Raw genomic sequence first — 13,944 nt, 5'->3', positions numbered from 1 at the left:
AAAGGGGAACAGCATGAAGAAGGCATTGAAAGTCCTGGCCGTTGCGACGGCAATCGCCGTCAGCGGCGGCGTCGCCGCTTCGGCCGAAGCGCTTAAGGTCGGCGTCGCCGCCGAGCCCTATCCGCCGTTCACGGCGCCCGACGCCAGCGGCAAATGGGAAGGCTGGGAAGTCGAGTTCATGAATGCGATGTGTGCCGAGGCGAAGCTCGAATGCGTGCTGACGCCGGTCGCCTGGGACGGCATCATCCCCGCGCTGACCTCGAAGAAGATCGACATGATCATCAGCTCGATGTCGATCACCGACGAACGCCTGAAAACGATCGATTTCTCGGACAAATACTACAACACCCCGACCGGCATCATCGGCACCAAGGGCGTCGACATCAAGCCGACGCCGGAAGGTCTCAACGGCAAGGCGCTCGGCGTCCAGGTCTCGACGGTCCACCAAGCCTATGCCGCCAAGCACTTCGCGCCGGCAGGCGTCGACGTCAAGGAATACCAGACGCAGGACGAAGCCAACAACGACCTCGCCGCCGGCCGCCTCGATGCCGTCCAGGCGGACGCCATCGCGCTGAAGGCTTTCCTTGCGACCGACCAGGGCAAGGAATGCTGCGACTACAAGGGCGACGTTGCCGAAGACGTTGCCGTGATCGGCCCGGGTGTGGGCGTCGGCCTGCGCAAGGGCGAAACCGAGCTCAAGGACAAGGTCAACACTGCGATCAAGGCGATCCGTGACAACGGAACCTATGATACGTTCTCGAAGAAGTACTTCGACTTCGACATCTACGGCGATTAAGGCGCGATCGGCCGGCGGCCCAGAGGTGCTGCGCCTTGTGTGCCTGAAAGGGGACGCGGGCGCAGCAGCCGCCGCCGGCTGGCGCCATCGGAGTACGACGCATGGCTGCGGATTCCCTCATCAATTGGGGCCTGCTCTCGCTTAACGCGCCCGGCTGGGGCGGCGTGTTGCTGCAAGGCTTTTTCAATTCCATCCAGATCGCCGTCGGCGGCTTCACGCTCGGCCTGGCACTCGGCATCGGCGGCGCCTTCGGCAAGCTCTACGGCGGCCCCGTGCTGCGCGACCTGCTCGAATGCTACACCACGGTGGTGCGCGCCGTGCCGGAACTGGTGCTGATCCTGCTGCTCTATTATGCCGGCACCGACCTGCTCAATCAGGTGCTTGCGTTGTTTGCGATCGGGCCGGTCGACATCAGCGGCCTGATGGCCGGCATCTTCGTGATCGGCGTGGTCCAGGGTGCCTATTCGACCGAGGTGCTGCGCGGCGCGATCAAGGCGGTACCCGGCGGACAGATCGAAGCTGCGCGCGCCTATGGCATGTCGCCGACGATGGTCTTGCGGCGCATCACCCTGCCGGCGATGCTGCCCTATGCCATTCCCGGTCTTTCCAATCTCTGGTTGATCGCCACCAAGGACACCGCCCTTCTCGCTGTCGTTGGCTTCAGCGAGCTGACGCTGGTCACGCGCCAGGCGGCCGGCACGACCAAGGCATACCTGCTGTTCTTCCTTGCCGCCGGCGCGCTCTATCTGGCGCTGACACTCGTGTCCAACGTCTTCATCGGCATGCTCGAACGCCATGCCCGACGCGGCTTTGCGGTGCAGCGATGACCAACGAAACCACCCACGCCGTTGCCTTCACGCCCGAGGACCTGCCGACGGCTCGGAGCTTCTTCGTACCGCATCGCATCGTGATGATGCTGGTCTTCGCCGCCTTCGTCGTCGCCGTTGCCGTCTTCATGCGCTGGGACTGGCTGCCGCGTTATCTGCCTCGGCTTGGCTGGGGCATTCTCGTCAGCCTCGTGATGCTGTTCAGTACCGCGATCCTCGGCTTCCTGCTGGCGGTGCCGATCGGCCTCGTGCAGGTGACAGGCCCTTGGTTCCTGAAACTGCCGGCCAAGGTCTTCTGCATTGTCATTCGCGGCACGCCGCTGCTCCTGCAGCTCTGGCTGCTCTATTACGGGCTCGGCTCGCTGTTTCCGCAGTTTCCGGCGATCCGCCAGTCCTTCCTCTGGCCCTATTTGCGCGAGGCCTGGCCCTATGGCGTGGCGGCACTCACCGTCTCGTTTGCCGCCTATGAGGGCGAGGTCATGCGCGGCGCCTTTGCCGGCGTGCCGCCGGGCGAGCTGGAGGCGGCCAAAGCCTATGGCATGAGCCCCTGGACGATGTTCCGGCGCATCTGGCTGCCGCGCGCCATCCACCGGGCGCTGCCGACGCTGAACGGCGAAACAGTGCTGCAGCTCAAATCGACGCCGCTCGTTGCCACCGTGACCGTCGTCGACGTCTATGCAGTGATCTCCAAGGTCAGGCAGGAAACCTTCCTCACCTACGAGCCGCTGCTCCTGCTGGCGCTCATCTACATGTGCCTCACCGGCATTCTGGTGGTGGCCTTCCGCACATTCGAAAATCGCATCCCAACCCGTGGCGCCTGACATGAAGCTTTCCTCCTCGATCACCAACGCCATGCCGGAACTCGTTGCCATCCGCCACGATCTGCATGCCCATCCGGAACTTGGATTGGAGGAGAAGCGCACCTCCGCCTTCATCGCCAAGCATCTCGAAAGCCTCGGCTATGAAGTGACGACGGGTCTCGCCCAAACCGGCGTCGTCGGCACGCTCCGGAACGGCACGAGCGGGAGATCAATCGGCATTCGCGCCGATATCGATGCGCTGCCGATCCTGGAAGAAACCGGTCTCGACTATGCCAGCAAGACCGCAGGATTGATGCACGCCTGCGGTCACGACGGCCACACGACCATGCTGCTCGGCGCGGCGCGGGCGCTCGCCGAGCGGCGCAATTTCGACGGAACGATCCACCTGATCTTCCAGCCGGCCGAGGAGAACTTCGGCGGCGCCAAGATCATGATGGACGAGGGCCTGTTCGAGAAGTTCCCCTGCGACGCGGTGTTTGCGCTTCACAACGAGCCGGGCCTGCCCTTCGGCCGGTTTGCCCTCCGGGAAGGCCCGATCATGGCGGCCGTCGACGAGGCGCGCATCACCGTTCACGGCCGCGGCGGGCATGGCGCGGAACCGCAGGAGACGGCCGATCCGATCGTCTGCGGCGCCTCGATCATCATGGCGCTGCAGTCGATCGTCTCGCGCAACATCCACCCGATGGACCCCACTGTTGTCACCGTCGGCGCCTTCCATGCGGGTTCCGCCAGCAACATCATTCCTGAGCGTGCCGAGATCGTCGTCGGCATCCGCTCTTTCGAGCCTGATGTCCGCGACGAACTCGAACGGCGCATCCGCATGATCGCCGAAGCGCAGGCCGTGAGCTTCGGCATGCGCGCGACGGTCGACTACCAGCGCAGCTACGATGCGACGATCAACCACAAGGCCGAGACCGACTTCGTGCGCGATTTCGCAGTACGCTTTGCTGGTGCCGACAAGGTCGTCGATCTCGCCCGTCCCTTCATGGGCAGCGAGGATTTCGCCTATATGCTGCAGGAAAAGCCGGGGACCTATTTTTTCCTCGGCTCGAAAGTCAGCGACGACGACAAGCCGCTGCACCACCCGGCCTACAACTTCAACGACGACCTGCTGCCGATCGGCGCCGCCTTCTGGACCGAGCTTGCCGAAGCCTATCTCCCGGTCCGCTGACGCCGTCCCGGCAACCCTTTGATCGATTGCCGGTCGCCTGCTTCGCTCTCTGGTGAAACTCCGTCCAATATGCCGCAGCGCAACATTGCCGCAGTGTGACAACGTGGCGGACGCGCCGTCATTGACGTTTGGCAAATTTGGCGCAGATTCAAGCGCATGCTGAGAAGCCGGGGCCAACACCGAAAACGCCCCGACGGACGGCCAAGAAAAGTCCCCTGATCGACGATCGATCATGGGACGAATGATGCAGCAGCCAGAGCGATACGGCCACGCGTCAGCGACGCGCGTTGCCGTATGTCTGAAAGGATTGCGCCCGTGTTTGAGAGTTTCGATGCGACCCTGCTCGCTCGCTTCCAGTTCGCCTTCACCGTCTCCTTCCACATCATCTTCCCTGCTTTTTCCATCGGCCTTGCGAGCTACCTCGCGGTACTGGAAGGTTTGTGGCTCTTGAAAAAGGACGAGGTCTACCTCGAACTCTTCCACTTCTGGAAAACGATCTTCGCGGTCGCCTTCGGCATGGGTGTGGTCTCCGGCATCGTCATGTCCTACCAGTTCGGCACCAACTGGAGCGTCTTTTCCGACAAGGCCGGGCCGATCATCGGGCCGCTGATGGGCTACGAGGTGCTTACCGCCTTCTTCCTCGAGGCGGGCTTCCTCGGCGTCATGCTCTTCGGGCTCAACCGCGTCGGGCCAAAACTGCATTTCTTGGCCACTGTCATGGTCGCCATCGGCACGTTGATTTCCGCCACCTGGATCCTTTCGGCAAATTCCTGGATGCAGACGCCCGCCGGTTTCGCCATGAACGAAGCGGGCCAGTTCGTCCCGGTCGACTGGTGGGCGATCGTCTTCAACCCGTCCTTCCCCTATCGCCTCACCCATATGGTGCTTGCCGCTTACCTCACGACCGCCTTCGTCGTCGGCGCCTGCGGCGCCTGGCACCTCATCCGCAAGACGGCGCCGCGCCGCGCCCGCAAAATGTTCTCGATGGCGATGTGGATGGCGGCGATCGTCGCGCCCATCCAGATCTTTGCCGGCGACATGCACGGCCTCAACACGCTGGAGCACCAGCCGGCCAAGGTGATGGCGATGGAAGGCCACTACCAGAGCCATCCGGATGGGGCGCCGCTGATCCTTTTCGGCATTCCGAACTCGCCCGAAAAGCGCGTCGACTATGCCATCGAGGTTCCAAAACTCTCCAGCCTGATCCTGAAGCACGACCTCAACGCGCCGCTCGCCGGCCTCGATACGATCCCGGAAGAGCTGCATCCGCCCGTCGGCATCGTGTTCTGGTCCTTCCGGGTGATGGTCGGCCTTGGGTTCGCCATGCTCGGCATCGGCCTCTGGTCGCTCTGGTGTCGTTACCGCGGCACGCTCGACAGCAATGTCTGGCTGCATCGGGCGGCAGTCGTGATGGGCCCGGCCGGCTTCGTCGCCGTGCTCGCCGGCTGGGTCACCACCGAAGTCGGCCGCCAGCCCTACACGGTCTACGGCCACCTGCTGACAGTGAACTCGGTGGCGCCGATCGCAGCCCCTGCCGTCGCCGCCTCGCTGATCGCCTTTATCATCGTCTACTTCTTCGTCTTCGGCGCCGGCACCTTCTACATCCTGAGGCTGATGGCGCGATTGCCGCGTGATCCGATGCCGGATCTCGACGAAGGGCCGCTGCGCAGCTCCGGCATCATGCCAGGCCCCGCCATCGCCAGCACCAGCACTCATGGAGGTCGTCATGGAGTTTGATCTGCCGTTCATCTGGGCCGCCATCATCGCCTTTGCGGTGCTCGCCTATGTCATTCTCGACGGCTTCGACCTCGGCGTCGGCATCCTCTTCCCGTTCTTCCCGGAGAAGCACGACCGCGACGTGATGATGAATTCCGTCGCGCCGGTCTGGGACGGCAACGAAACCTGGCTGGTGCTCGGCGGCGGCGGTCTGATGGCGGTGTTTCCGCTCGCTTATGCGACGATCCTGCCGGCACTCTACGCCCCTGTTATCGCCATGGTCATCGGCCTCATCTTCCGCGGCGTCGCCTTCGAATATCGCTGGCGCACCAGGCGTGCCGAATATCTCTGGAACTGGGCGTTCTCGGGCGGTTCGATGCTCGCCGCCTTCGCGCAAGGCATAACTCTCGGCGCGCTCGTCCAGGGTATCCCCGTCGAGAACCGCGCCTATGTCGGCGGCTGGTGGGACTGGCTGACGCCCTTCTCGATCATGACCGGCGTCGCCGTCGTCGTCGGTTATGCCCTGCTCGGCTCCACCTGGCTGGTCATGAAGACCCATGGCGACCTCGCCGACCGCGCCCGCGACCTCGCGCTCAAGTGCTCGTTCGGCACCGTCGCCGCCATGGGCATCGTCAGTCTGTGGACTCCGTTCCTGGAGCCGCAATATCTGAAGCGCTGGTTCGGCTTTCCGACGGCGATCTTCAGCGTCATCGTGCCAGCCCTCGTTCTCGGTTGCCTGTATGCGCTGATCACAGGCATTCGCAACAGGCACGACAGCCGGCCGTTTCTTGCGGCGCTCGGCCTGTTCGTGCTCGGCTATGCCGGCATCGGCATCAGCTTCTACCCCTATATGGTGCCGCCATCGCTGACCATCTGGGATGCGGCGGCGCCTGAGGAGAGCCTGTCCTTCCTGCTCGCCGGCGCGCTGGTGCTGGTGCCGATCATCCTCGCCTATACCGGCTATTCCTATTGGGTGTTCCGCGGCAAAGTCGATCCGGAGGAGGGTTACCATTGACTGATGAAACCGGAACCGGCCGCAAGCTTCTCTGGTTCGTGGGCCTGTGGTGCGCCGGGGTGGCAGCCGTGACGATCGTCGGCCTCGCGATCAAGCTGATGATCGGAACGTGATCGATTCTCATAAGTTCGAGCGAGATGCGGGCGGAAAACCGCATACGCTTTTCCTCATCCCGCTCTAAAAAGCCTCGCTCAAGCTTGGCCGGCTAACTTCCCTCAACACGTCAGCAGGCGATCGCCGCAGACGGAGACAGGACCGCACCCTCCTCCCCTGCCCAGCGATCGCCTGCTGAGGTGACCACCGTCACCGGTCGCCTGCTGCGACCCTGTTGCCCCTTCTCATTGAGCTCATCGTTTGTTAGCAGTGCGCCGCAAGAGCGCTCCGCTTGCTGAGAGCCGAGGGACGCTCGAACACCTGGACCTGCGCTTGGCCGCGACGGCCATGCACCAGGCAATCGGACGAGACAGATGCAAAAGACCCCCGCGCAATGCACCACCATGGCCGATGTGCGTGCCGAAATCGACCGGCTCGACCAGGCGCTGATGACGCTGTTTGCCGAACGCTGGGGCTATATCGACCGGGCGGCCGAGATCAAACGGCCGCTGAAGCTGAAGGCCGATATTCCGGCGCGGGTGATGGAAGTGCGTGAGAACGCCCGCAAGAACGCCGCGAGCTTCAACCTCGATCCTGACTTCTACGAGGACATCTGGGCGCGGCTGATTGGCCACGCAATTGCCCATGAGCAGAAGCTGCTCGGCGAAACCGGCGACGAATAGCGTCGCCGTCTTCGATCGCCCTTCCTGGCAGAAGTCAGCGCCCGAGGATGTATCGCTGCAAGCGGGCCGCCGCTTCCTTCACCTGGGCTGGGTCGCGCAGGAAGCAGGCGCGCATGAACAGCGAACCACCATCGCCAAAGGCGGTGCCGGGCGCCAGGCCGACGCCCGTCTTGTCGACGATATCGATCGCGGCCGCGCGCGAATCCGTGACGCCGTCGATTTTCAGGAACGCGTAGAGCGCTCCATCCGGCTTCAGCGTTTCCACCCGGTTGGTAGCGATCAGCGCGTCGCAGAAGACGTCACGGTTGCTGGTCGCCTTGGCGACATTCGCGTCCAGGAAGGCATCGCCCTCGTCAAGCGCCACGACGGCACCGCGCTGCATGAACTGTGCGACGCCTGACGTCGAATATTGCACCAGGTTCTCCAACACCTGCCCCATCTCCGGCGGGGCGACGATCCAACCCACCCGCCAGCCGGTCATCGACCAGTTCTTCGAGAAGGAATTGACGAAGAGGATCCGGTCGCCCTCTTCCATGACATCGAGGAAGGACGGCGCGCGGGCGCCGGCATAATAATAGAGCGCGTAGATCTCGTCGGCGATGATCCACAGACCATGCTTGCGCGCCAGCGCCAGGATCGCGGCCAGTTCTTCCTTGGTCGCGGTCCATCCCGTCGGGTTCGACGGCGTGTTGATGAACAGTGCCCTGGTCTTCGGGCCGATCGCCGCTTCCAGTCGATCGAGATCGAGCTGCCACTTTCCGTGTTCAAAGCGCAGTTCGACGGAAACTGGACGGACGCCAGAGAGGTCAGCGGCAGCGGCAAAATTCGGCCAGGCCGGCGTCAGCAGCACCATCTCATCTCCCGGCGAAGCGATCGCCTCTATCGAAAGCTTGATTGCCTGCATGCCGGAGCCGACGACGTAGAAATTTTCGGGCGAAAGCGCTTTCTGGAAACGCCGCTGATAGTAGCGCGACAGCGCCTCGCGCAGCGGCGGGATGCCGCGCTGCCAGGTGTAGAAGGTTTCGCCGGCGGAAAGCGCCTCGCGTGCCGCATCGCTGATGAAAGCCGGCGTCGGCAGGTCGCCTTCGCCGACCCAGAGCGGGATCAGGCCGTCGCGGCCGCGGGCATAGTTCACCACCTCGACGATACCGCTTTCGGGCGCCGCAAGTGCGCGGGGGCTGATGGTGCTGAGGATGGTCATCGGCGGGCTCCGGAGGCACGACGGTCCCGCGCCGGATCGCCCGGGAGCATCGTGAAAGATTCCAATGGATTAGAGCGGAAATGGACCGCTCCAGACTGCCCATCGCTTCTAGCCGCTTTCGCTTCTGCGATCACGCGACTTTATCTGACCGGTTTATCGATTTCTGTGATGTTTCGCGGCCCCGCCAGAACGGGGCCGCGAGAAGCCTCAGGCGCGCTGTTTCAACAGGTCGCGGATTTCGGAGAGCAGAAGGATATCTTCCGGCGGTGGCGCGGCCGGTGCCTCGTCCTTCTTCTTCTCGATCGACGCGCGCATGCGGTTCACGGCCTTGATCATCAGGAAGATGATCCAGGCGAGGATCAGGAAGTTGATGAGCACGGTGATGAAGTTGCCATAGGCAAAGACGGCGCCCTGCTGACGGGCGGCGGCGAGAGACGTCGCCGTGACGTTGGCCGACAGCGGTAGGAAGTAGTTGGAGAAGTCGAAACCACCACCGGTCAGCGCACCGACGATGGGCATCACGAGGTCTTCGACGACCGACGTGACGATCTTGCTGAAGGCGGCGCCGATGATGACACCGACCGCGAGGTCCATCACGTTCCCGCGGGCAATAAACTCCTTGAACTCATTCAGCATACGTCTCTCCGTATTATCCCCGTTTAAAACGACCGCCGGCGCTGTCCCGCGCTGCAACCGTTTACGGAAACTAAACCAAAGCGGGCAGCGAGAAAACCTTTCTTTGCCTTTGGTCAAACCACGCCTGCCAAAAGAAGGATCAAACTCCCTTCCGCATCCGGCAGACCATTTTCTCTTGCAGCACTTTGGACTTAAGACTCATATGCCGGGCAATTCTCAACCTGGCGGACTTGTCCTATGCTTCGTGTCGGAGGAGTGAGGCATGCTTTCGGGTTCGGTCATCTTTGCCTCGGCCTTCGCCTATCTGCTGCTGCTGTTTGCAGTCGCGAGCTATGGCGACCGGCGGGCCAGGAGGAAAAGCGCTGCGCTGAAAGGCAGGCCGCTCGTCTATGCGCTCAGCCTTGCGATCTATTGCACGTCCTGGACCTATTTCGGCGGCATCGGGCTTGCCGCCGAGCGCGGGCTCGAATTCACCGGCATCTACATCGGACCCATCCTGATGTTCACGCTGGGCATGCCGCTGATCCGCAAGATCATCCGCCTTGCCAAGACCGAGAAGCTGACCTCCGTCGCCGACTTCATCGCCGCGCGCTACGGCAAGAACCCGGCCGTGGCGGCGATCGTCGCACTGATCTCGCTGGTCGGTGCCATCCCCTATATCGCATTGCAGCTCAAGGCGATTTCGAGCTCCGTCGCGGCGATGATCAACACCAGCGACTATGGCATCGGCGCGGGGCAGAGTTTCATCGACCTGCCCCTGCTCGTGACCCTGTTCCTCGCCTGCTTCGCCATCGTCTTCGGCACGCGCCATACGGACGCGACAGAACATCAGGACGGACTGATCCTCGCGATCGCAATGGAATCGCTGGTCAAGCTCGTCGCCCTCGTCACCGCCGGCTTCTACATCGTCTTCGTCATCTTCAACGGCCCGGCCCATCTCTGGTCACTGGCGACCGAGAGCCCGGCGGTGCAATCCGCACTTTCCTATGAAACGCCGACGGCGCGGTGGATCCTGCTGATCGTCACCTCCGCCTTCGCGATCATCATGCTGCCCAGGCAGTTCCATGTGACCGTCGTCGAGAACCGCACCGAAGGGGAGTTGCGTACCGCCGGCATTCTCTTTCCGCTCTATCTGATCGGCATCAATCTCTTCGTGCTGCCGATCGCGATTGCCGGCCTCCTCACTTTCTCGGGCTCCGGCGACGCGGATCTTTACCTCTTGACTCTGCCGCTCGCCAACGGCCTGCCGCTGCTGACGCTCATCACTTTCATTGGCGGCTTCTCGGCAGCAACGGCCATGGTGATCGTCGCCTCCGTGGCGCTGTCGATCATGATCTCCAACGACATCGTCATGCCGGTGTTCCTGCGCCGCAATCTCAGCCAGCGCGGCGGGCTTCAGGAAAACCTCGCGGGGACGCTGCTCAACATCCGCCGTTCGGCGATCTTCGTCGTCCTCCTGCTCGGCTACGGCTATTACCGCTCCGCCGATATCAGTGCCGGCCTTGCTTCGCTCGGGCTCCTCTCCTTCGTCGCCATCTCCCAGATGGCGCCGGCCATGCTCGGCGGTCTCATCTGGCGCCAGGCGAATGCGCGCGGCGCGATCACCGGCATGGTCTCCGGCTTTTTCGTCTGGGCCTATCTCCTGTTCCTGCCGAGCCTCGGCGGACCGGACAATTCCCAGGTCGCGGCAACGGTGCTGAGCTTCCTGCTGCCATTTACGGACCTCTTTTCGGGTCCCCGCGCCGACCCGTTGGTGAATGCCACGATGCTGAGCCTGCTCGTGAACTGCAGCGCCTATGTGCTCGGCTCGCTGACCCGGACGCCCAAGCCGATCGAGCGCTTTCAGGCCGGCATCTTCATCACCCGGCGGTCGCGCACCGAAGGCACGTTCCGCGGCCGCAAGACCAAGGTCACGGTGCGCGATCTCAAGGCGACGATCGGCCGCTACATGGGCACCGAGCGCATGCAGCGCTCGTTCCACACCTATGAGCGCCAATCCGGCCGCTGGCTGGACGACAATGCGCCGGCGGACATGGCAGTCGTGCATTTTTCCGAGCAGTTGCTCGGCAGTGCCATCGGCTCGTCGTCGGCGCGGCTCGTGCTTTCCCTCGTCCTGCAGCGCGGCGACGACACGTCGTCGGACACGGCCTGGCTGCTCGACCAGGCGAGCGAGGCGCTGCAATACAATCAGGATATGCTGCAGACCGCGCTCTCGCAGATGGACCAGGGCATCGCCGTCTTCGACAACGCCAACAACCTGATCATCTGGAACCGGCGCTTCCGCCAGCTTCTCGATCTGCCCGAGGCGGCCGGCCAGGTGGGCTTCCCGCTCGCCGATATCGTTTCGATCCTCACCAAGCGCGGCGATATCCGCAAGGATCAGGAAAAGGGATTGATCGCCAACTTCCTGACGCTGGACAAGCCCTTCCTGCTCGAACTTGGCAATGGCGAGCGCATCATCGAAGTGCGAACCAATGCCATGCCCGACAAGGGCATCGTCACCACCTATACCGACATCACCCAGCGCGTTGCCGCCGACATGGCACTGAAGCAGGCGAACGAAACGCTGGAACTGCGCGTCGAGGAACGCACCGGCGAACTCACCCGCGTGAACCGGGAACTCGCCGAAGCGCGGGCGGCCGCGGAAGAGGCCAATATCGGCAAGACGCGGTTCTTCGCCGCCGCCGGCCACGATATTCTGCAGCCGCTCAATGCCGCCCGTCTCTACTCGTCCTCGCTGGTCGAGCGGCTGGGCGATTCCGACAACAGCACGCTCGTCGAGAACATCGATTCCTCGCTGGAATCGGTCGAGGCCATTCTTGGCGCCGTGCTCGATATTTCGCGCCTCGACACCGGCGCAATGAAGCCGCGGCTGCAATCCGTGCCGCTCAACGACCTGCTCCGCCGCATCGAGACCGACTTCGCACCGATCGCGCGCGCCAAGGATCTCGACCTGGTGGTCATGCCGACCTCGCTGGTCGTGCGCAGCGATCCGAACCTTTTGCGCCGCGTGGTGCAGAACCTCGTTTCCAACGCGATCAAATATACGCTCACCGGCAAGGTGCTTGTCGGCGTGCGCAGGCATGGCGCGATGGCGACGATCGAGGTGCTCGATTCCGGCATCGGCATTCCGTCGTCGAAGTTCCGGACGGTCTTCAAGGAATTCGCACGGCTCGACGAGGGCGCGCGCACCGCTTCCGGGCTCGGCCTCGGTCTTTCGATCGTCGATCGCATCTCGCGCGTACTCAACCATCCGGTCAGCCTGCAATCGACACCGGGCAAAGGCACCGGGTTCAAGGTGACGCTGCCGGTGGACGTAAGCGCCGGCGAACCGGTCGCGGTCCGCCCAGTTGTCCCCAACAAGGCGAGCGAGGCGCTCAACGGCTTGCGCGTGCTCTGCATCGACAACGAACCGCGCATCCTCGAGGGCATGAAAGTGCTGCTTTCGGGCTGGGGCTGCGTCGTCAGCACGGCGGAATCGGTTGCCGCCTGTGCCGAGATGACGGGAGAGCCGGCCGAGAAACCGCACGCGATCATCGCCGACTATCATCTCGACGACGGCACTGGCATCGAGGCAATTGCGAAGATCCGGCTTTCCGCCGGCGAGGCGATCCCAGCCCTGCTGGTGACGGCGGACCGCTCGCCGGAAGTGCGCGCCGCGGCCGAGCGCGATGGCGTTTCGATCCAGAACAAGCCGGTGCGGCCGGCAGCGATGCGGGCGTGGCTGACGCAGCTTTCGACGGCGGCGCGAACGGCTGCGGAGTGAGCGGCTTCGGCGTTGCGGCAACGCGCCTGCGATAGACGAATGCTGCTGCAGTGCTCGATTGACCGCCTCAGGCGGCGGCGACGGTGCCGATCTTCGAAAGCTGGATCACTGCCTGGGTGCGGCTGTCGACATTGAGCTTCAACAGGATCGCCGAGACATGCGCCTTGATGGTCGCCTCGGAGACGCCGAGCTCATAGGCGATCTGCTTGTTGAGCAGGCCTTCGCCCAGCATGCTGAGGACGCGTGATTGTTGCGGCGTCAGCGTCTGGAGCCGCTGGAGCAGATCGGCGACTTCCGGTTCGTATTCCTGCGCCTGGTCATAACCCGCCGGCACGAAGACCTCGCCAGCCATGACCTTCTCGATGCCCTCGCGGATCTCTTCGATACCGGCCGACTTTGAGAGGAAGCCGGACGCGCCGAGGTCGAGCGCGCGGTGGATCGTCGCCGGATCGTCATGGGCGGAAACCACCATGACCGGCAGGCTCGGAAACTCGGCCCGAAGTGCAATCAGGCCGGAAAGGCCGCTGACGCCAGGCATGGTCAGGTCCAGAAGAAGGAGATCGGCATCCGGGTAATCGGCTGCAGTCTTGCGCGCGGCGGCGAAATCAGCTGCCTCGACGATGGCGGGCGCGCCGTCCATCCCGCTCAGGGCCTGGCGCATGGCGCCCCGAAACAGCGGGTGATCGTCCGCGATGATGATGGTCATGTCCGGCGTCATGTCGCTCCCTCCCAAGAGCCCGGTCTGCGACCTGCGCGCCTCCACGCGCCGATCCGCATCCCGCATGGCCGTTCCGGCGTCTCAGGTCTTCTGCGGCTCCGTCGCGGGGTCGCTGCCTTCGAGATCCTTCACGATATCCATGAACTTACGCATCATTCTTTCCATGATGCCCATTGTCCGGTCAATCTCTTCGTCGGTCGGAAGGTTCGGTTTCGCGACGCTTTCACCGGATTTAACGGCCTTTTCCAAGGTCTCTACCCGTTTGGTCAAAAGCTCGATCTCCAGCTCGAGCGCGGAGCGTTCGTCGGCTGCCATGCGGCAGACGAGCTCGCCGCTCCTTTCCTGGCAGAGCGACACTTCGCCGGTTTGCGTGTCGAGCCGGGCAATGCCGGTCTCGGATTTCTGCATGCTGTAGCGGCCGGGCGCCGGATCCTGCGCCGAGGCGATGCCGGCGAATGCCAGGCCGGCTCCGATCAGAAGTGCGACTGTAGCTTTTCTCAT

12 protein-coding genes are annotated in these 13,944 nt (G+C 63.4%); 8 read left to right on the top strand and 4 right to left on the bottom strand.

Annotated elements, in window-relative coordinates:
* Nucleotides 1–13 precede the first annotated feature (13 nt).
* The 7 genes from AC3WWH_RS02555 to AC3WWH_RS02525 all read left to right on the top strand — a co-directional run bounded on the left by AC3WWH_RS02555 (nucleotide 14) and on the right by AC3WWH_RS02525 (nucleotide 7,122).
* Nucleotides 14–796: a transporter substrate-binding domain-containing protein gene (locus AC3WWH_RS02555; protein ID WP_057248146.1), complete on the top strand. Its 783-nt coding sequence runs from the start codon at nucleotides 14–16 to the stop codon at nucleotides 794–796.
* Between the two features lie 101 nt (nucleotides 797–897).
* Nucleotides 898–1,623: an ABC transporter permease gene (locus AC3WWH_RS02550; RefSeq protein ID WP_058323576.1), complete on the top strand. Its 726-nt coding sequence runs from the start codon at nucleotides 898–900 to the stop codon at nucleotides 1,621–1,623.
* Nucleotides 1,620–2,444: an ABC transporter permease gene (locus AC3WWH_RS02545; RefSeq protein ID WP_058323577.1), complete on the top strand. Its 825-nt coding sequence runs from the start codon at nucleotides 1,620–1,622 to the stop codon at nucleotides 2,442–2,444. The genes AC3WWH_RS02550 and AC3WWH_RS02545 overlap by 4 nt, the downstream gene beginning before the upstream one ends.
* Before the next feature lies 1 nt (nucleotide 2,445).
* Nucleotides 2,446–3,615, top strand: a complete 1,170-nt coding sequence (locus AC3WWH_RS02540) for a M20 aminoacylase family protein (protein ID WP_058323578.1) — start codon at nucleotides 2,446–2,448, stop codon at nucleotides 3,613–3,615.
* A 315-nt stretch (nucleotides 3,616–3,930) separates the two neighbouring features.
* Nucleotides 3,931–5,352: a cytochrome ubiquinol oxidase subunit I gene (locus AC3WWH_RS02535; RefSeq protein ID WP_113398436.1), complete on the top strand. Its 1,422-nt coding sequence runs from the start codon at nucleotides 3,931–3,933 to the stop codon at nucleotides 5,350–5,352.
* On the top strand, nucleotides 5,342–6,346 hold the full coding sequence (gene cydB / locus AC3WWH_RS02530; protein WP_058323579.1) for a cytochrome d ubiquinol oxidase subunit II: 1,005 nt from the start codon (nucleotides 5,342–5,344) through the stop codon (nucleotides 6,344–6,346). Before AC3WWH_RS02535 ends, cydB begins: the two co-directional genes overlap by 11 nt.
* Nucleotides 6,347–6,813: 467 nt before the next feature.
* Nucleotides 6,814–7,122: a chorismate mutase family protein gene (locus tag AC3WWH_RS02525; RefSeq protein WP_058323580.1), complete on the top strand. Its 309-nt coding sequence runs from the start codon at nucleotides 6,814–6,816 to the stop codon at nucleotides 7,120–7,122.
* A 34-nt stretch (nucleotides 7,123–7,156) separates the two neighbouring features.
* Here the strand turns inward: AC3WWH_RS02525 and AC3WWH_RS02520 are convergent, their stop codons facing one another.
* Nucleotides 7,157–8,323 carry a pyridoxal phosphate-dependent aminotransferase gene (locus AC3WWH_RS02520; protein ID WP_058323581.1) on the bottom strand — a complete coding sequence of 389 codons (1,167 nt, stop codon included), beginning with the start codon at nucleotides 8,321–8,323 and terminating at the stop codon, nucleotides 7,157–7,159.
* Between the two features lie 207 nt (nucleotides 8,324–8,530).
* Complete coding sequence (gene mscL, locus AC3WWH_RS02515) at nucleotides 8,531–8,959, bottom strand: large conductance mechanosensitive channel protein MscL (RefSeq protein ID WP_057248138.1); 429 nt, start codon at nucleotides 8,957–8,959, stop codon at nucleotides 8,531–8,533.
* Between the two features lie 262 nt (nucleotides 8,960–9,221).
* Between mscL and AC3WWH_RS02510 the strand changes: the two genes are divergently transcribed.
* Nucleotides 9,222–12,725, top strand: a complete 3,504-nt coding sequence (locus AC3WWH_RS02510; RefSeq protein ID WP_058323582.1) for a PAS domain-containing hybrid sensor histidine kinase/response regulator — start codon at nucleotides 9,222–9,224, stop codon at nucleotides 12,723–12,725.
* Nucleotides 12,726–12,792: 67 nt separating this feature from the next.
* Here AC3WWH_RS02510 and AC3WWH_RS02505 read toward each other — a convergent pair whose 3' ends face one another.
* Both AC3WWH_RS02505 and AC3WWH_RS02500 read right to left on the bottom strand, forming a co-directional pair.
* On the bottom strand, nucleotides 12,793–13,443 hold the full coding sequence (locus AC3WWH_RS02505) for a response regulator (protein ID WP_058323583.1): 651 nt from the start codon (nucleotides 13,441–13,443) through the stop codon (nucleotides 12,793–12,795).
* 81 nt (nucleotides 13,444–13,524) lie between these two features.
* Nucleotides 13,525–13,944, bottom strand: a complete 420-nt coding sequence (locus AC3WWH_RS02500) for a hypothetical protein (protein ID WP_057248135.1) — start codon at nucleotides 13,942–13,944, stop codon at nucleotides 13,525–13,527.

The sequence above is a fragment of the Ensifer sp. EB106-03-01-XG145 genome, from assembly GCF_058792075.1.
Note: the sequence above shows the minus strand (reverse complement) of the source record. Positions and strands in the feature narration are given on the sequence as shown.